This is a genomic window from Halomonas sp. CSM-2, assembly GCF_002119345.1.
Classification (GTDB): Bacteria; Pseudomonadota; Gammaproteobacteria; order Pseudomonadales; family Halomonadaceae; genus Vreelandella; species Vreelandella janggokensis.
Genome location: NZ_NBYR01000023.1, coordinates 19,791 through 36,213, shown reverse-complemented (window position 1 = coordinate 36,213; position 16,423 = coordinate 19,791). Strand labels below are relative to the sequence as shown.

Here is a 16,423-nt window from a genome sequence, read left to right as displayed (position 1 = left end):
CAAGGGCCGCTCGCAGGCAAAGGCCGCGCTTGCAAATTGCATGAGGGCGCTAACAGGATGAACCTTTTGATTATTCGGCTACTCATTTTCGCGGTGTTGTTCTACGCCGGTCTCAAGCTTTTCAGCATGTACCGCCAATGGCAGCGTGAACGTCTTACCCAGCAGCATGACCAACAGCACGACGGCGGCCATATGGTACGCTGCCGCTGGTGCGACGTGCATTTACCCGAAGAGGAAGCACTGCGCGAGGCTGAGCAATGGTTTTGCTCAAGCGCCCATCGCGACCGTTTCCTGCAGGAGCAGCAGAGCCAGCGTGATAACGACACCGACCCATAGCCTACCCGGCAGTTAATCGTTCTGGCGTCATCTGATACGGCGCCGGATCGATCAACGGTGGGCGCCCGAGCAACTGATCCACCAGCAGGTGCGTTGACGCTGGGGCAAGCACCAGACCATTGCGGTAATGCCCCGCATTCACCGATATATTCTTCCAGCCGGGCAGTTCGCCGATAAAGGGTACGCCATCCGGCGACCCCGGTCTCAACCCTGCCCAATGATACGCCACCGGATAGTCGGCAAGCGCTGGCACGATGCCCTCCGCACTCCGGCGAAGCGACATCAACGCTTCCTGATCAGTCGCCTTGTCGAACCCACACTCCTCGAGTGTCGAGCCGACCAGCAGCAGACCGTCGGCCCGCGGAATCACGTAGCGCCCGTCCTTGAGCACAACGCGCTTTACCAAGCCAGGCGGCGTTTGATAAGCAAGCATCTGGCCTTTTACCGGCCTGACGGGCAGCGAGACCTCAAGCGTTTCCAGCAGCGCCCCGGCCCAGGCGCCGCCACATACAATCGTATGCGCCGCGGTCAGCGTCCGCTGGGCAGTGCTTACACCCTCAATGCGCTCGCCGCGACGTACAAAGCCATTCACCTCACACTGCTCATGCAGCGTCACGCTGGGCATCGCCGATAACCGGGCACGCAGCGCCTTGCCAAGGCGCGGGTTACGCACGCTGCCCAGCGTCGGCATCCAGAGTGCTCCCTCGGTCGGTGGCAGGCAATGTTCTTTGGCACGCACCATATCCGCACTCACACGCTCAAGCGGCTTGCCCATTTGCCGCGCCCAGGACAGCGCGGAATCCGGATCATCCACGCTCAGGTACAGCAGCCCTTTTTGACGGTACTCCGGGTCGATACCGGTCTCTTCCAGCAAACGCAGGGCGAGGCTTGGATAGGCGCCTTCCGACCAGCGCGACAGTTGGGAAATCGCTGGAGCGTAACGCCATGGATACAGCGGCGAAACGATGCCGCCCCCCGCCCATGAGGCTTCTTGTCCACAGTCGCCACGCTCGACCAGACTGACCTTTTGCCCTGCATCGGCTAGCTGCAGCGCGGTCATCATGCCGATGACGCCGCCACCCACAATTAAGAAATCGCTCACACACTTTGTCCGCTTTGGCTTACATAAAAAAGTATCGGCAGCCCCTAAGGTAAGAGTTTCACCACCTGCCGCTTGCTCACGAGCATAACGGTGGGCGCCAAGGGGTCAAGTGCAAGGAGGCGATATGTATCAACCAGAATGGCGCATGAACGTTGCCAAGGCTCGGGGATTTACCCTGCTGGAGCTCTTGGTCACCCTACTGGTCATGGGCATCATCGCTGTCTGGGGCATTCCCAGCTTTCAGGCGCTGGGTGAACGGACGGCGCGCACCGGCGAAATCAATCGACTGCAAACGGCGCTGGGCTTTGCCCGGCAAACCGCCATTACCCAGCGTCGGTCGATCACGCTATGCCCCATCGCCGACTCACAGACTACATCGCGCTGCGGCGATAACTGGAGCCAGGCTCTGATGGTGGTCCGTGGAGATCAAACCGAGGATATTGCGACAATCGACATACTACGCACATTTCCCGCCAGCGAACGCATCGACGTTCGCTACAGTCGGGGCTGGCGGCGAATACGCTACGATGCGCTGGGCCACAGCAGCGGTTACAACGGACGATTTATCCTCTGCCCCCAGGGCGAAAAATCCCGCTCCAGGGGCAGCACCCTGATCTTGAGCCAACTTGGACGCTGGCGAGTGGTGCCCTCACCAACCCAATGCACCCACTAGCCTGGCCAGTGGCGTCTGTCAGCCTGTAATGCCGTCCAGGTAACGCTCAGCGTCCAGCGCCGCCATGCAGCCACTTCCCGCAGAGGTGATCGCCTGACGGTAGACATGATCCATTACATCGCCGCAGGCAAAGACACCAGGCACACTGGTCGCTGTGGCATTGCCTTCCAGCCCCGACTTCACCTTGATATAGCCACCGCTCATATCCAGCTGACCGTCAAAAATGCCGGTATTCGGGCTATGCCCAATGGCAATGAATAGCCCCGGCGCGTGAATATCCTTCAGAGTGTCGTCTTTTGTCGATTTCACCCGCACGCCGGTCACCCCGGTGTTATCACCGAGCACTTCTTCCACCTGCTGAAACCACTCCAGCACGATCTTGCCCGCATCGACTTTTTCAAACAGCTTGTCCTGGAGAATTTTCTCTGCGCGAAGGGTGTCACGACGATGCACAAGGGTCACCTTGGAGGCGATATTCGAAAGGTAAAGCGCTTCCTCAACCGCGGTGTTGCCGCCGCCGACGACAACGACCTCTTGATTACGATAGAAGAACCCGTCACAGGTGGCGCAGGCCGACACGCCCTGCCCCATGAACTGCTGTTCGCTGGGCAGGCCCAGGTAACGCGCGCTGGCTCCCGTCGCCACGATCAGCGCATCGCAGGTATATACACCATTGTCGCCTTTCAAGGTAAAGGGTTTATCGCTTACGCTAACCTCGTGGATATGATCAAAAAGCACTTCGGTATTGAAACGCTCGGCGTGCAGCTTCATGCGCTCCATGAGCTCAGGGCCTTGTACGCCTTGCGCATCACCGGGCCAGTTATCCACGTCGGTGGTGGTCGTTAACTGGCCACCTGCTTGCAGTCCGGTAATCAACAGCGGCTTCAAATTGGCGCGCGCCGCATAGACCGCTGCCGTGTAGCCTGCCGGGCCAGATCCCAGAATGATTAAGCGCTCGTGACGTGTTTGCATGACACCACCTTGTAAAGAGTCGGCTGATAATTTTGCACAGAGTCTGCCTGAAATGGCGTCAAGTACAAGGGATTGCAAGGCCAGTATTACCCAAAAAGGTCGCTGCGACTTGAAACCGCAGGCGTACAGACCCACCTCTAATAACAACCATGGGCCATGATGCTCGGGTGTAACGACCCGGATGAGCCATACTGATAGTCGTCATATCAAGATCAGCCAGAGGAAAGGAAGACAGTGACCGGCGCGCATCGCGCAACGCCAAGCAATAGAGAGGAGAATCGCATGAGCAAGCTTTCTGACACGGAAAAAACATTAACGGTAGGCAACACGTCCTATCACTATTTCAGTCTGCCAGACGCAGCAGACACTCTTGGCAACATCGACCGGCTACCCAAGACACTCAAAATTCTGCTCGAAAACCAGCTGCGTTTTGCCGACGACGAGAGCGTTTCCCAGGATGACATGCAGGCCCTGGTCGACTGGCAAAAAGAAGGCAAATCCAGTCGTGAGATCGGCTACCGTCCCGCCCGCGTGCTGATGCAGGATTTTACCGGCGTGCCGGGCGTGGTCGACCTGGCGTCCATGCGCGCCGCTGTTGAAAAGCTCGGCGAGGATCCTGCCAAGATCAACCCGCTGTCGCCGGTGGACCTGGTCATCGACCACTCGGTGATGGTCGATAAATTTGGCAACCCAGCCGCTTTTCAGGAAAACGTCGACATTGAAATGCAGCGCAACCGGGAACGTTACGAGTTCCTGCGCTGGGGGCAACAGGCCTTCGATAATTTCCGCGTGGTGCCGCCCGGCACCGGCATTTGCCACCAGGTCAACCTGGAATACCTGGGCAAAGCCGTGTGGACCAAGCAGGAAGATGGTCGCACCCTTGCCTACCCCGACACGCTGGTCGGCACTGACTCACACACCACCATGATCAACGGGCTTGGTGTCCTTGGCTGGGGTGTTGGCGGTATCGAGGCCGAAGCGGCCATGCTCGGCCAACCGGTTTCCATGCTGATCCCCGAAGTGATCGGTTTCAAGCTCACCGGCAAGCTACGCGAGGGCATCACGGCAACCGACTTGGTACTGACCGTGACAGAGATGCTGCGCAAGAAAGGCGTCGTGGGTAAATTTGTCGAATTCTACGGCGATGGCCTGAAAGACCTGCCGCTGGCCGACCGGGCGACCATTGCCAACATGGCACCGGAATATGGCGCCACCTGTGGTTTCTTCCCGGTTGACGACGAAACGCTTAACTACATGCGCCTGACCGGCCGTGAAGATGAGCAGGTTGCCCTGGTCGAAGCCTACTCGAAGGCTCAAGGCCTATGGCGCGAACCGGGCGACGAGCCGATTTTCTCTGACAACCTGCATCTCGACATGACCGAGGTCGAAGCCAGCCTCGCAGGCCCCAAGCGTCCCCAGGACCGCGTGGCCCTGAAAGACATGGCGTCGGCCTTTGAAAAATTCATGCAGGAAGATACCAACGCGGAACCGACCGCCAACGGAAAACTTTCCTCTGAGGGCGGCCAGACTGCCGTGGGGGTTGAGCGCAGCTTTGAACATGACACCAGTCAGGCCGTTAAGCTCAATGACCACGATTTCAGCCTCGACCCCGGTGCCGTGGTGATTGCCGCCATTACGTCGTGTACCAACACGTCCAACCCCAGCGTGATGATGGCGGCCGGCCTGCTCGCCCGCAAAGCGCGCGAAAAAGGTCTCACCACCAAACCCTGGGTCAAGACATCCCTCGCACCGGGCTCCAAGGTCGTCACCGATTACCTGGAGGCCGCCGATTTGAATTATGACTTGGACGCGCTGGGCTTCAATCTGGTGGGCTACGGCTGCACCACCTGTATCGGCAACTCTGGTCCACTGCCCGATGAGATCGAAAAGGCTATTTCCGACGGGGACATGGCCGTTGCCTCGGTACTGTCGGGTAACCGTAACTTTGAAGGTCGCGTTCACCCGTTGGTCAAGACCAACTGGCTGGCATCGCCCCCCTTGGTCGTCGCTTACGCGCTGGCGGGCAACGTCCAGTGCGACCTGAGCAAGGATCCACTGGGTCAGGACAGCAACGGCAATCCGGTTTATCTCAAGGATATCTGGCCAAGCCAGGCGGAAATCGCCACCGCTGTCGAGCAGGTCAATACCGCGATGTTCCATAAAGAATATGGTGAGGTGTTTGAAGGCGACGATATATGGAAGGCCATCAAGGTACCCGAAAGCAAGGTCTATCAGTGGCCTGAGTCGACCTATATCCAGCACCCGCCGTTTTTCGAGGGCATGGGCCGTGAACCCGACGCCATCGAGGACGTCCACAACGCCCGCGTACTCGCCATGCTGGGCGATTCGGTGACCACCGACCATATCTCCCCGGCCGGCGCCATCAAACCCGATAGTCCCGCCGGGCGCTACCTTCAGGAGAACGGCGTCAAGCCGGTGGACTTCAACTCCTACGGCTCGCGCCGCGGTAACCATGAAGTCATGATGCGTGGCACCTTCGCCAACGTGCGGATCAAAAACGAAATGCTCGATGGCGTGGTTGGCGGCGAAACCCGTCATGTGCCAAGCGGTGAGCAGATGGCGATCTACGACGCCGCGATGAAGTACAAGGAAGAAGGCAAGCCGCTCGTCGTGATCGCCGGCAAAGAGTACGGCACCGGCTCTTCGCGTGACTGGGCGGCCAAAGGCACCCGCCTGCTGGGCGTTCGCGCCGTGCTCGCCGAGTCTTACGAACGCATCCACCGTTCCAACCTGATCGGCATGGGCGTGGTACCGCTGCAGTTCCCCGAAGGGGAGAGCCGCAAGACGCTGGGGCTAACCGGTGATGAAGAGGTATCGATTGCCGGACTCAGCGATTTAACACCTGGAGGTAGCGTCAAGGTGACCATCAAAACTGCTGATGGCGAAAAAACCGTTGATGCCAAGTGCCGGATTGATACGGAAAACGAACTGGCTTACTTCCGTCATGGTGGTATCCTACATTACGTGCTGCGTAACATGATTGGCGCAGCCTAATCGGGAAACCGACCAATGCTTGCTGGCCCCCACCTTGTGGGGGCTTTTTTTTGCACGTAAGCCCAGAAAGCGCGCCGCCGGTAGGTGCGGTATTCCGGATTCCATGAAGCACGATCGATGGCAGCGCGCAGTTCGGTACCGCCGGTCTTGAGGGCCACACCGTTCTGTTGCGCCTGGGCCGCCACTTCAAAGGCGATGGACTGACTGATGTCACGGATACGTGACAGCGGTGGCAGCAGCGCGCCCTTGCCCTCCTTGACCAATGGCGCCTCCCGCGCTAATGCCCGCGAAGCACTCATCAACATTTCATCAGTGACGCGCGATGCCCTGGCAGCCACGACCCCAAGCCCGATGCCGGGGAAAATATAGGCGTTGTTACACTGCGCAATCGGATAGGTGCGGCCGTTAAAGACCACCGGTGGAAACGGGCTGCCGGTTGCCACCAACGCCTGGCCTTCCGTCCAACGAATGACATCCTCGGGCACCGCTTCCGCCTGGGAGGTCGGGTTGGATAACGGCATGATCACAGGATGCTCACACCCCGCGTGCATGGTGCGCACCACCTGCTCGGTAAAAATCCCGCGCTGGCCGCATACGCCAATCAGCACTGTCGGCTTGATCTGCGCAATCGTCTCTTCAAGCCCTTGCCCGTTCCAGTTGGCGACCAGGTCTGCCTCGTGGGCCAGGCGGCGTTGAAAATCGCGCTGCCAGGGCTGATCGTCAGTCATCAGGCCTTCTCGGTCCACCATGTAGATGCGCGCGCGGGCTTCGCTTTCGGGCAAGCCCTCCGTCTGCATGGCCACCACCACCTGCTCGGCAATGCCGCAACCGGCAGAGCCGCCGCCGACGAAAACCACCCGCTGATCAGCAATGGTTTGCCCGCGAGCCTGGCACGCCGCCAGGAGCGTCCCTACGACTACCGAGGCGGTACCCTGAACATCGTCATTAAAGCAGCACAGCTGGTCACGATACTGCTCCAGCAAAGGCATGGCGTTGGCCTGGGCAAAATCCTCAAACTGCAGCAATACGCTGGGCCAGCGACGTTTGACGGCAGCAATGAAGGTGGCCATGAACTCATTGTATTCCTCCTGACCGATCCGCTCGTGCCGCCAGCCCATGTACATCGGGTCATCCAGCAGCGACTTATTGTTGGTACCCACATCAAGCATGATCGGCAGCGTGTACGCGGGGCTGATGCCGCCACAGGCCGTATACAGGGCCAGCTTGCCAATGGGAATGCCCATCCCGCCGATGCCCTGGTCGCCCAGGCCGAGAATCCGCTCACCGTCAGTGACAACGATCACCTTGACGTTGTCCTTGGTGGCGCTGCGCAGGATGTCGTCCATGTGCTCGCGGTCAGGGTAGCTGATAAACAACCCGCGGTGGTTGCGGTAGATATTGGAAAACTCCTGACACGCCTTGCCCACCGTCGGCGTGTAGATGATTGGCAGCATTTCTTCGAGGTGCTGTGACACCAGGCGAAAATACAGTGTTTCGTTATCATCCTGGATGGCACGCAGGTGAATATGGCGCTCCAGGTCACTGTGGCACTGCTGATATTGCCGATAGGCGCGCTCAAGTTGTTCATCGATCGTCTCCACCTTCTGTGGCAAGAGACCGATCAGGTTGAACGCCAGCCGCTCCTCCTGAGTAAACGCACTGCCTTTATTCAATAGCGGCATTTCAAGTAGGGAAGGACCGGCATAAGGAAGGTATAAGGGGCGTTTGCTCGCGGTGGTCATAAGCAGTCTCGTTTTTTAGCAAATTTCTATTGCAATGCAGCAACATAGCGCGTCTGCAGCCGTTGAGCGTAATGTAACATGCCCACCCTACAAAGGTAGCAAACAGGCGTTTTAAAGCGACAAAAAAGCCCCAACCAACGTTGAGGCGTAAATAGAAAAGTAGCCTGAAAATGGCGCTAGCTAATGACTTCTTAGCATGTTTTGGCCGTCGGCTTACGCGCAGCTTCCCCGGTGAAAAATAACGGGCGCAGTTTGACGCCTGCCATATTGCCGACAAATGCCGCCACTAACCAAAGCCAGCCATGGAGGCTGCCGGACGCAATGCCACTGAAGTAGGCGCCGATATTGCAACCAAAGGCCAGTCGCGCCCCATAACCCAGCAAAAGGCCACCGATGATCGCCGCCAGTATTGAGCGTAGCGGAATCCTGAAGTTAGGCGCAAAGCGTCCGGCAAGGCTGGCCGCCGCTAACGCCCCCAGCATGATGCCCACATTCATGACAGTGGTCACGTCGCCCCAAACGCTTGCGGCAAGCGCTGCCTCATTGCCTGGCGACTGCCAATAGCCCCACTGGGATACATCGCCACCCATCAGCTCGAAGCCTTTAGCGCCCCACAGTGCGAACGCCGAGGTAATCCCCCACGGACGCCCAGCCAACGCCAGGGTGGCAAAGTTCAATACCGCAAGGCCAATTGCGCCTGCCACCAGCGGCCAGGGGCCCGCTAGCCAGCGCTGATAACCATGCTTGTCCACTGGCGTGGCTTGTTCGAGCCTGCCATGGCGGCCTTTTTCCATCACCACGGTAAACGCTGCAATGGCGGCAAACAGCACCAGGCTAATGGCGATACCGCCACCGGCGCCTGCCACCCTCACCAGGGAAACGGGCTGAAAGGCGGGCAGGCTTTGCCACCAGCTAAAGTGCGCGGTGCCGATCACCGACCCGACGATGAAAAAGATCAGCGTGATGACCATGCGGGCATTGCCGCCACCGGCCGTGAAGAGGGTCCCCGAGGCGCAGCCACCGCCTAGTTGCATACCCACGCCAAACAGAAAAGCGCCGACCAGCACCGAGATACCTATGGGCGCCACAAAGCCGTACACCTCTTGACCAAACAGCGTACCCGCGCCCAATGCGGGGAAAAACAGCACCACGGCTAGCGCCAGCATGATCATCTGTGCCCGCAGGCCGCGTCCACGCCGCTCTTTGATGAACACCCGCCACGCAGACGTAAAGCCAAACGCCGCATGATAAAGCACCATGCCAAATAGCCCACCGACGATCATCAGCAGACCGGTATTGGCCTCAAAGACCACACCAATGACCAGTGCGCCCAGCACAACCGCCGCTGTGGCGATAAGTGGCACACGATACGGGGCGGAGGGGGTTTCAGTCGTTGTCGACATACAGTCACCTTGGCAACACCAAAAGCGCCTGGCGGGGAAACCGGCGCTTTTGGTCGATATAGATAATAATGATGATGAGCCTACCGATTGCTCACGATAGCGTAAAATGCTTTATCGGGCATCTTCTATATCATTAAAGAATATAAACGCACCGTCCGGCGACAAGCACGCTTTTTTAGCCGATTCACCTTGAATCCGCGCCGATGCGGCTGCATATAAGGAGTCAAATTTCCTTATATCGCGAGTCCGTTTATGTCATCCATCATTGATCCTCGCACCGGTGAAGCATTAACCAGTCCTGAATCTGGCCAGGACGGCCAAGCCAGCGGCGACCAGCCACCGGTTCGCCCCGAAGACGTCATCATTGACCTCAACGCCGGTAATATCCAGCAAGTCCTGGAAGCCTCCATGAAAGTCCCGGTACTGATGGACTGCTGGACGCCTGACTCCGAGCCGTGCAAACAGCTCATGGCGGTATTGGAGCGGCTCGCGGTCGAGTACGGAGGGGCCTTCCTGCTCGCCAAACTGGATACTCAGGCCAACCCTGAGATTGCCAGTCAGTTGGGCGTGCAATCAGTACCCGATGTTAAACTGATCAGCCAGGGTGGTCTGGTCGATGGTTTCCAGGGCGCGCTACCTGAAAAACAGATTCGTGAGTGGCTCAATCGCTATTTCCCAGCCCCGGAAGACGCGCCACCCAGCCCCGAAGAGCAGGCTGAAGCGGCTCTCAACGAGGGCGATCCCGCTGGTGCACGGGACATTTACCAAAACCTGGTCAGCCAATACCCGGGCCACTACCCCTACCAGATCGGCCTTGCCCGGGCGCTGGTCAGCGAAGGGCGCCGCGATGAAGCCCGCAGCCTGTTGGACAACCTGCCCCCGGAAGAGCGCGACGCCCCGTCTGCTCGCGGCGTTCGGGCGAGCATCGAGTTCGGCGAACAGGCACTTTCCAGCGACGAAATTGCCGCCCTGGGTGACCGCACCGATAGCGAAGCGCAATACCAACGCGCCCTGCGTCAGGTAGCGGATGGCCAGTACGAAGCCGGACTGGAGGCGCTGCTGACGCTCATGAAGCAGGACCGCGCCTACAATGACGATGCCGCACGCAAGACACTGCTGCAGGTATTCGACGCCCTGGGAGCTGACCACCCGCTGACGGTCACCTATCGCCGTAAGCTGTTTGCCCTGCTCTACTGATCGTTCAACCGGCCAATAGCGTATCCATACGAGCTAACGCCGCCTCCAACTGCGAGGCGGTGGTGCCAAAGTTGAGCCGCACAAACCCCGGGTGGCCAAACGCCGCACCGTCTGAAAGAGCGACACCCGCCTGCTCAAGCAGTGACGCCTGCGGCGATTCACCCAGGCCTGCTTGGCGCATATCCAGCCACGCCAGGTAGGTTGACGCGGGTGGGCTCATCTCGACCCCCGGCCACGTCGCGACCCTCGCCTTGAGCGTCGCGCAATGCTCGCGTAGAACCCCTAGCAAGGCCTGACGCCAAGGATCTCCGTGGCGGTAAGCCGCTTCCGCTGCCACCAACCCCAGCACGTTGCCATCGGGCAACAAGCCTTTGGCGGCCTGGGCGAAGCGCTTGCGCAGGCTTTTGTCGGGGATCACCGCGCAGGCAGTGGTCAAGCCCGCCAGGTTGAACGTCTTCGACGGTGCCCAGAGCGTAATGGTGCGTTTGGCAAGTGCCGGGAAAGCCGCGACCAGCGGCTGGTGGTGCGCCCCTTCGTCAAGCAGCAAATCGCAATGCAGCTCATCGGACACCACCCAAAGATCATGGCGTTCGACAAATGCCGCCAGTGCAGCCAGCTCGCCATGCGACCAGACGCGGCCAGTGGGGTTATGCGGGTGACACCACAGTAGCAGGCGCGTTTGCGGGGTCACCGCAGCTTCCAGTGCGCCGATATCCAGCCGCCAGCTATCGTCGGCGCTGACCGGCGTGGCCAATGCCGCCTGCTGAGGCAACCGGCCGGTACGCTCGGCCACCGCCAGAAAAGGCGGGTAGATCGGGGTCACGGTCAACACGCCGTCATCCGGGGCCGTCAGCGCCAGGGCCGCCAGATGCAGCGCGGGCACCACGCCCGGCAGCCACTGTTGCCACTCGGGTTGTATAGGCCACAGATAGTGGTCAGCGCTCCACTCGCACAAGGTTTCTGTTAACGTATCAGGCACTTCACCGTAGCCATAAACACCGTGAGATACCCTGGCGTGTAGGGCCTCTATCACCGCGGGCGGTGAGTGAAAGTCCATGTCCGCGACCCATAGGGGAAGCACATCATCGGCGTACCGGTGCCATTTTTGCGATGCCCACCCCCCGTTGGGGTGGCGTCGTTCAATGGGCGTGGCAAAATCAAATGCCATTATGTCTCTCACTTATCTAATCGGGGGTGCTATAGAGCATGCCGCAAGATGACTTTTATACCAAGGTCCGCGCAGGATGCCCGGCGCTATTACGCCAATGGCGTTCGCTCGGCCAGGCTGATGCCGACCGCCTCGCACTGATTCTCGCCGAGACGGCGCGGGTCGCCAAGCTTGGCGAACCCAGCGAGACGCCGACAGGCGCCACGCTGGATGCCTGGAGCCATGCTCAGGACACCGACATTCCGCTATGGGCACCGCGCACAGCGGTGTTCCTGCTAAACCAGATGCCCGCACGGCCAGTCCCCAAGAGCGATGCAGAAGCCTGCGCCTGGGCATACTGCTGGCTGCGCAACCGGCATTTTGACCACCTGGAAGACGCGCATCTGGCACTTCCAACTCATTTGCAAGCCCCGCTGAAAAGCGCCTTGGCAGCCGCTTGGCGTGACCAGCAAGGGCTTCGCCTGGTGTGAACCAGCACCGCTGACACTTGACCAAGCGCTTGCTTGGGGTAATCCTGAAGCAGGTCGTCCATCGACTGTTTGATGCTCCGCGCCACTAACAACCTGTTACTACCAACAAGGATAGCGCCATGTTTACCCGCACCATCGAGCCGGCGTTTTACGACACTGATGCCCTGGGCCACATCAACAACACTCGCCTTCCCGCCTGGTTTGAGTTGGCCCGCAACGACCTATTCAGGTTATTCACCCCCGACCTGAACCCCAAAGCATGGCGGCTGATCATGGCGCGGATGGAGGTCGACTACCGTGCTGAACTGTTTTATGGTCACGATATCGAATTACGTACCTACCTGACGCGCCTGGGCAACAGCTCCTTTACTGTTACCCAGGAAGCGCGTCAGCATGGCAAGTTAACCAATGTCGGGCACACCATTCTCGTGCAGTACGATCATCAGGCTAAATGCACTGTGCCCATCGAAGGCGAGTTGCGGGAAGCGCTCTCCGCCCATCTCCAAGACGCGCCCGACCCCGCCTGAACCGCGACGCCCCGGCAACGGGGCGGCCAGGAGTGCCCCATGGCGATCCGCTATAACCTTTGGCTAGACCCGGACAACACCGCCCAACACCGCGCCGTCGAGGCCGACCTTGAGCGCTACTTTATGGAACGCTTTGCCGATTATCCGCATATTCGCTTGTTCGGCGCCGACCCCTACGATTATGATGCGCCGTTCAACCGCCTGTACGATGTACTGATGGCGCGAGCGGCTGAATATTGTGAGCGTACCTGGCATTATGTGGCCTCTCCGGAACAGCTCAATCGCTGCTTTTTTCGCGCCGTTGGCCGCTCCACCAAGTTTGTCCGGGATTAATCCTGCGCACTACTACCACTTCCCTTACACCCGATGACTGCCTGCAAGAGACTCGCCCATGGTGATTCGCACTGATCAAGCGCCCGACGAACGCCAACTGGCGATTATTACCCAGCAGCTCGGCCGCCCGCCAAAGGGCATTGAGGCCGTGACGGCTACCGACGGTAATGGCACCCCACTGGTGCTGCGCATGGCCCCGATTGTCGAGGGCAAACCTTTCCCGACGCTCTACTGGCTGTGCTCCGACGTGCTCAAAGTCGAGATATCGCGCATTGAAGCCGTCGGCGTTATCAAGTCGCTGGAACAGCAGCTACAGGACGACCCCGCTTTTCTCGCCGCCTACCAGCAAAGCCATCGTGACTATGTGGAGACTCGCTGGGCACTGATGAACGATGCTCAGCGTGCCGAGGTCGTTGAGCGCGGCTACACCGACGTACTCACCCAACGCGGTATTGGCGGCATCAGCAACTGGCAGCAGGTTCGCTGCCTGCACACCCAGTACGCCCACCACCTTTGCGGCAACAATGTGATTGGCCAATGGATGGATGCTCACTATCAGGTCGACGCCTGTCTGCCTTGAGCCTTCATCTCGGCCCCCATTAGTACAAGGAAGCAAGATGTCCCGAATCTGCGTTTATCTTGGCTCTCGGGAGGGCAATAGCCCTACCTTTCGTCACGCCACCCATGAACTGGGGCACACCCTGGCAGCTCGCGGTCATACACTGGTCTACGGCGGCGCCCGGGTCGGTTTGATGGGCGTACTGGCCAATGCGGCACTTGACGCCGGGGGCGAGGTGGTTGGCGTGATGCCGGATCATCTGGTCGAGCGCGAGCAGGCCCACTTTGGCCTTAGCGAGCTGATACGCGTGCCCAATATGCACGAGCGCAAGGCAACGATGGCCGCCAATGCCGATGCGTTCATTGCCCTGCCCGGCGGTATCGGTACCTTTGAAGAACTGTTTGAAATCTGGACCTGGGGGTATCTGGGCCTGCATGAAAAGCCGCTGGGACTCCTCAATGTCGACGGGTTCTACTCGCCGCTGCTGACGTTTTTGAACAGTACCGTCCAGCAGGGATTCATGGCACAAGCAACGCGAGACATGCTGCTCGACGCCGAAACACCCAAGGCAATGCTTGAGGCGCTTGAAAGATAAGGGGGATGGTTAAATAACGCCTACGCTTACTGACAAAGCTGCTGGGTGCGCTGGTAAGTCAGTTGCAGTAACCGCGCGTCTTCACCGGCACGATGGCGATGAATGCCGCGCTCGGCGATGACCGCTACCTTGGTATCGCTCCATAGCGCCTGCTGATCTTCACTCAGTAGAATTCTCAGCGCTTCCAGACGAAAGCCCGGCAGCATGCCCGCATGATGAAACAACAACGATAGCCAGGTATTGTCATATCCCCAGCTATCGCTATACGCCTTGCCCTCGTCACTTAATTCGTCGTTCAGCCAGCGTGCCACCTGACGTACCGGAAAGCCCTCGCGGCACAATCGATCGCGGGAGATGCCGTGCAGCAACTCAGCCTTCGGGTCCCAGTGGGTCCATTCATCAAGCGGTTGAATAAGGAACGCACAGGTGGACCCGTCGGCACGGGCAATGCCTACCTCGATCGGGTAGCTACCGCGCCCGAAACCGGACGCTTCAATATCCAACACCGTCGGTAGCGTCTCGGACACGGACGACCTCACTTGCGAAAAAAGGGACGGCACATCATGCCGCAACAGGGTCGGACGGCTCACTTACCAGGCTCTGCCAATAGGCAGCCTGGTCGGCATCCACCGCTAGGCCCAGCTCGCCGACCCGGTAAGCATGCGCCAGGCGTTCAGCCGCTAGTGAATGACCGGATTGTGCCGCACGTGCATACCAGGTCACCGCGTAATCATCGCGGCTCGGGTACTGCGCACAGCCGGTCTCATAAATTTTCGCCGCCTGATACTGCGACTTTACATCGCCTGCATGGGCGGCTTCCATGACATAGCGCGCCCCGCGTGCTTTATCGTGGGGCGACAGGCTTCGCTGTAACAGCATGTTGCCATAAACGGAAAGCGCGTCGGGATGGCCCGCCTCAGCGCAGCGCTTGAACAAGTTCAGCGTCAACCGCTGAGTACGCGGTGAGCGTGGCAACAGCCAACGATTTTGAAACAGCCTTTCGGCCAGACGAAACTCAAGCCGAATGAACAAAGATGATGCCTGTGGCATGGCCAACCACCCTGCCTGTTTGTGAAACCTTGGGCCAGCCGTCACTCTCTATGAGACAACCAACCACGCGACAAACCGGCCCTTGGCCGGTCAATGGGCTGGCAAGCATACGCCTGCCATGGCGACGACTCAACCCCTCTTATTTGCTGCCTGGCGAACGCCTCGCTAACATGCCCAACAACCCCGACGCGATGCGCTGGAAATACCGCGCATTCCGCAGGTCATTGTGTTCATACTAGGAGACCCATCATGCAAACGCGACCACTGGGCAGAACCGGGATGCAAGTCAGCCGACTTTGCCTGGGCACCATGACATTTGGCGAACAGAACAGCGAAGCCGAGGCCCACGAGCAGCTTGATCGAGCTGTCGCTTTTGGGATCAACTTTATTGATACCGCCGAAATGTACCCGGTACCGCCCAAGGCCGACACCCAGGGGCTGACAGAGCGCTACGTGGGTAGCTGGCTCAAGCAGCGTGGCGAACGCGACGATGTCATCCTGGCCACCAAAGCTGCAGGCCCTGGGCTTGACCACATACGCGGCGGGCCACGCCTGACCCGCGAACACCTCTTCAAGGCGATCGACGCAAGCCTTGAGCGCCTACAGACCGACTATGTGGATCTTTACCAGTTGCACTGGCCCGATCGCAGCACCAACTTTTTCGGCAAGCTCGGCTATACGCACAACGAAGAAGAAGATGCCACACCGCTCGAGGAAACCTTGAGCGCGCTGAAAGAGTTGGTCGACGCCGGTAAAATCCGCGCCATCGGCCTATCGAACGACACCCCTTGGGGCACCATGCGCGCCCTGCAGCTCGCCGACCAGCTTGACCTGCCGCGCGTGGCTTCGATCCAAAACCCCTACAACCTGCTGAATCGCTCCTTTGAGGTCGGCCTGGCGGAAATTGCCCACCGCGAAGACGTCGGGCTGCTAGCCTACTCGCCGCTGGGCTTTGGCGTACTCTCGGGCAAATACCTGAATGGTGCCAAACCGCCCAAGGGCCGCCTTACCCTGTTTGAACGCTTCAAGCGCTACACTTCGCCGGAAGCCGACGCCGCTACCCACGCCTATGTGGCGCTGGCCCGCGATTACGGTCTCGACCCCGCGCAGATGGCACTGGCCTTCGTCAATTCGCGCAGTTTTCTGACCAGTAACATCATCGGTGCCACCACCATGGAACAGTTGGAAAGCAACCTGGCCAGCGAAAGCCTGAAGCTCGACGACGAACTGCTGGAGGCGATCGACGATATCCATCGCCGCATGCCCAACCCCTGCCCTTGA

At 59.3% G+C, this 16,423-nt stretch carries 17 protein-coding genes; 10 read left to right on the top strand and 7 right to left on the bottom strand.

Going from position 1 to position 16,423, the window contains the following annotated elements; translation table 11 throughout:
• Nucleotides 1-57: 57 nt before the first annotated feature.
• The gene (locus tag B7L15_RS17135) at nucleotides 58-336 is read left to right on the top strand and encodes a PP0621 family protein (RefSeq protein WP_085920135.1); all 279 of its coding nucleotides are present in this window, start codon (nucleotides 58-60) and stop codon (nucleotides 334-336) included.
• 1 nt (nucleotide 337) lies between these two features.
• On the opposite strand, the gene thiO is transcribed toward B7L15_RS17135, so the two are convergent.
• Nucleotides 338-1,438, bottom strand: a complete 1,101-nt coding sequence (gene thiO, locus B7L15_RS17130) for a glycine oxidase ThiO (protein WP_085920134.1) — start codon at nucleotides 1,436-1,438, stop codon at nucleotides 338-340.
• A gap of 124 nt (nucleotides 1,439-1,562) precedes the next feature.
• Between thiO and B7L15_RS17125 the strand changes: the two genes are divergently transcribed.
• On the top strand, nucleotides 1,563-2,111 hold the full coding sequence (locus tag B7L15_RS17125) for a GspH/FimT family pseudopilin (protein WP_085920133.1): 549 nt from the start codon (nucleotides 1,563-1,565) through the stop codon (nucleotides 2,109-2,111).
• Nucleotides 2,112-2,129: 18 nt separating this feature from the next.
• Here B7L15_RS17125 and trxB read toward each other — a convergent pair whose 3' ends face one another.
• Nucleotides 2,130-3,083: a thioredoxin-disulfide reductase gene (gene trxB / locus B7L15_RS17120; RefSeq protein ID WP_085920132.1), complete on the bottom strand. Its 954-nt coding sequence runs from the start codon at nucleotides 3,081-3,083 to the stop codon at nucleotides 2,130-2,132.
• Nucleotides 3,084-3,365: 282 nt separating this feature from the next.
• Here trxB and acnA point away from each other — a divergent pair, with 282 nt between their 5' ends.
• Nucleotides 3,366-6,098, top strand: a complete 2,733-nt coding sequence (gene acnA, locus B7L15_RS17115; RefSeq protein WP_085920131.1) for an aconitate hydratase AcnA — start codon at nucleotides 3,366-3,368, stop codon at nucleotides 6,096-6,098.
• Here the strand turns inward: acnA and B7L15_RS17110 are convergent.
• Nucleotides 6,095-7,840 (bottom strand): NAD-dependent malic enzyme, encoded by a 1,746-nt coding sequence (locus B7L15_RS17110; RefSeq protein WP_303393821.1) that lies wholly within the window; start codon nucleotides 7,838-7,840, stop codon nucleotides 6,095-6,097. The genes acnA and B7L15_RS17110 overlap by 4 nt on opposite strands.
• Before the next feature lie 191 nt (nucleotides 7,841-8,031).
• Entirely contained in the window at nucleotides 8,032-9,243 is a 1,212-nt protein-coding gene (locus B7L15_RS17105) for a YeeE/YedE family protein (protein WP_085920130.1), read from the bottom strand.
• Between the two features lie 252 nt (nucleotides 9,244-9,495).
• Here B7L15_RS17105 and B7L15_RS17100 point away from each other — a divergent pair, with 252 nt between their 5' ends.
• Entirely contained in the window at nucleotides 9,496-10,440 is a 945-nt protein-coding gene (locus tag B7L15_RS17100) for a co-chaperone YbbN (RefSeq protein WP_085920129.1), read from the top strand.
• 4 nt (nucleotides 10,441-10,444) lie between these two features.
• Here B7L15_RS17100 and B7L15_RS17095 read toward each other — a convergent pair whose 3' ends face one another.
• A complete protein-coding gene (locus B7L15_RS17095) occupies nucleotides 10,445-11,608 on the bottom strand; it encodes a MalY/PatB family protein (RefSeq protein ID WP_085920128.1) in 1,164 nt (387 codons plus the stop codon).
• Between the two features lie 38 nt (nucleotides 11,609-11,646).
• Between B7L15_RS17095 and B7L15_RS17090 the strand changes: the two genes are divergently transcribed.
• From B7L15_RS17090 to B7L15_RS17070, 5 genes are all read left to right on the top strand, one after another.
• A complete protein-coding gene (locus B7L15_RS17090; protein ID WP_085920127.1) occupies nucleotides 11,647-12,078 on the top strand; it encodes a hypothetical protein in 432 nt (143 codons plus the stop codon).
• 119 nt (nucleotides 12,079-12,197) lie between these two features.
• On the top strand, nucleotides 12,198-12,605 hold the full coding sequence (locus B7L15_RS17085; RefSeq protein WP_085920126.1) for an acyl-CoA thioesterase: 408 nt from the start codon (nucleotides 12,198-12,200) through the stop codon (nucleotides 12,603-12,605).
• A 39-nt stretch (nucleotides 12,606-12,644) separates the two neighbouring features.
• Complete coding sequence (locus tag B7L15_RS17080) at nucleotides 12,645-12,938, top strand: hypothetical protein (RefSeq protein ID WP_085920125.1); 294 nt, start codon at nucleotides 12,645-12,647, stop codon at nucleotides 12,936-12,938.
• A 58-nt stretch (nucleotides 12,939-12,996) separates the two neighbouring features.
• On the top strand, nucleotides 12,997-13,518 hold the full coding sequence (locus B7L15_RS17075; protein WP_085920124.1) for a DUF501 domain-containing protein: 522 nt from the start codon (nucleotides 12,997-12,999) through the stop codon (nucleotides 13,516-13,518).
• Between the two features lie 37 nt (nucleotides 13,519-13,555).
• Complete coding sequence (locus tag B7L15_RS17070) at nucleotides 13,556-14,092, top strand: TIGR00730 family Rossman fold protein (protein ID WP_085920123.1); 537 nt, start codon at nucleotides 13,556-13,558, stop codon at nucleotides 14,090-14,092.
• Nucleotides 14,093-14,118: 26 nt separating this feature from the next.
• On the opposite strand, the gene B7L15_RS17065 is transcribed toward B7L15_RS17070, so the two are convergent.
• Together B7L15_RS17065 and B7L15_RS17060 are read right to left on the bottom strand one after the other, a co-directional pair.
• A complete protein-coding gene (locus tag B7L15_RS17065; RefSeq protein WP_085920122.1) occupies nucleotides 14,119-14,619 on the bottom strand; it encodes a hypothetical protein in 501 nt (166 codons plus the stop codon).
• A gap of 34 nt (nucleotides 14,620-14,653) precedes the next feature.
• Nucleotides 14,654-15,142: a tetratricopeptide repeat protein gene (locus tag B7L15_RS17060; RefSeq protein ID WP_085920121.1), complete on the bottom strand. Its 489-nt coding sequence runs from the start codon at nucleotides 15,140-15,142 to the stop codon at nucleotides 14,654-14,656.
• Between the two features lie 249 nt (nucleotides 15,143-15,391).
• Here B7L15_RS17060 and B7L15_RS17055 point away from each other — a divergent pair, with 249 nt between their 5' ends.
• Nucleotides 15,392-16,423 (top strand): NADP(H)-dependent aldo-keto reductase, encoded by a 1,032-nt coding sequence (locus tag B7L15_RS17055; RefSeq protein WP_085920120.1) that lies wholly within the window; start codon nucleotides 15,392-15,394, stop codon nucleotides 16,421-16,423.

Bases quoted from the DNA above. Each gene is read 5' to 3' on its own strand.
- B7L15_RS17135 (WP_085920135.1), top strand. From the start codon at position 58: ATGAACCTTTTGATTATTCGGCTACTCATTTTCGCGGTGTTGTTCTAC.
- B7L15_RS17125 (WP_085920133.1), top strand. From the start codon at position 1,563: ATGTATCAACCAGAATGGCGCATGAACGTTGCCAAGGCTCGGGGATTT.
- trxB (WP_085920132.1), bottom strand. From the start codon at position 3,083: ATGCAAACACGTCACGAGCGCTTAATCATTCTGGGATCTGGCCCGGCA.
- acnA (WP_085920131.1), top strand. From the start codon at position 3,366: ATGAGCAAGCTTTCTGACACGGAAAAAACATTAACGGTAGGCAACACG.
- B7L15_RS17110 (WP_303393821.1), bottom strand. From the start codon at position 7,840: ATGACCACCGCGAGCAAACGCCCCTTATACCTTCCTTATGCCGGTCCT.
- B7L15_RS17105 (WP_085920130.1), bottom strand. From the start codon at position 9,243: ATGTCGACAACGACTGAAACCCCCTCCGCCCCGTATCGTGTGCCACTT.
- B7L15_RS17100 (WP_085920129.1), top strand. From the start codon at position 9,496: ATGTCATCCATCATTGATCCTCGCACCGGTGAAGCATTAACCAGTCCT.
- B7L15_RS17095 (WP_085920128.1), bottom strand. From the start codon at position 11,608: ATGGCATTTGATTTTGCCACGCCCATTGAACGACGCCACCCCAACGGG.
- B7L15_RS17090 (WP_085920127.1), top strand. From the start codon at position 11,647: ATGCCGCAAGATGACTTTTATACCAAGGTCCGCGCAGGATGCCCGGCG.
- B7L15_RS17085 (WP_085920126.1), top strand. From the start codon at position 12,198: ATGTTTACCCGCACCATCGAGCCGGCGTTTTACGACACTGATGCCCTG.
- B7L15_RS17080 (WP_085920125.1), top strand. From the start codon at position 12,645: ATGGCGATCCGCTATAACCTTTGGCTAGACCCGGACAACACCGCCCAA.
- B7L15_RS17075 (WP_085920124.1), top strand. From the start codon at position 12,997: ATGGTGATTCGCACTGATCAAGCGCCCGACGAACGCCAACTGGCGATT.
- B7L15_RS17070 (WP_085920123.1), top strand. From the start codon at position 13,556: ATGTCCCGAATCTGCGTTTATCTTGGCTCTCGGGAGGGCAATAGCCCT.
- B7L15_RS17060 (WP_085920121.1), bottom strand. From the start codon at position 15,142: ATGCCACAGGCATCATCTTTGTTCATTCGGCTTGAGTTTCGTCTGGCC.
- B7L15_RS17055 (WP_085920120.1), top strand. From the start codon at position 15,392: ATGCAAACGCGACCACTGGGCAGAACCGGGATGCAAGTCAGCCGACTT.